The organism is Bacillus pretiosus, assembly GCF_051294775.1.
Lineage (GTDB): Bacteria > Bacillota > Bacilli > Bacillales > Bacillaceae_G > Bacillus_A > Bacillus_A wiedmannii.
The window spans coordinates 1-317 of the sequence record NZ_JBPPHF010000119.1 but is presented as its reverse complement, the minus strand read 5'-3'; the positions used below and the strand labels follow the sequence as shown (position 1 = coordinate 317).

Annotated in this window: 1 pseudogene; it reads right to left on the bottom strand. The window is 35.3% G+C overall.

From position 1 onward, the window contains the following. Positions 1-317: pseudogene (locus ACSG5Z_RS30115) on the bottom strand (polysaccharide deacetylase family protein); the annotation flags it as partial.

The window sequence follows — 317 nt, the reverse complement described above, 5'->3', positions numbered from 1 at the left end:
GGGAGTGTGTAAGAATGATTTCCGACTTCTTGATTTGCATCAACAATCATTTTGGCAAATCGCAAATTTTCCTTCACCAAACGTCCTTCTAAAAAGAAAGTCGCTTACACTTCATGTTTTTTCAATATTTCTAATATACGAGGCAAATACTCGTTTCCCCACGCCACATTTATTGTTAATCCCACCATCTTTTTATGTGGATGTCCCCTATAAATTGGGGCTGGTGATAAATCTTCTAAGTGGACACTCGGTGATACTTCCTTGAATTCAAGATTTCTTTGATCAAATTTCTTTAGTTTCTTCATATTATTATAGGA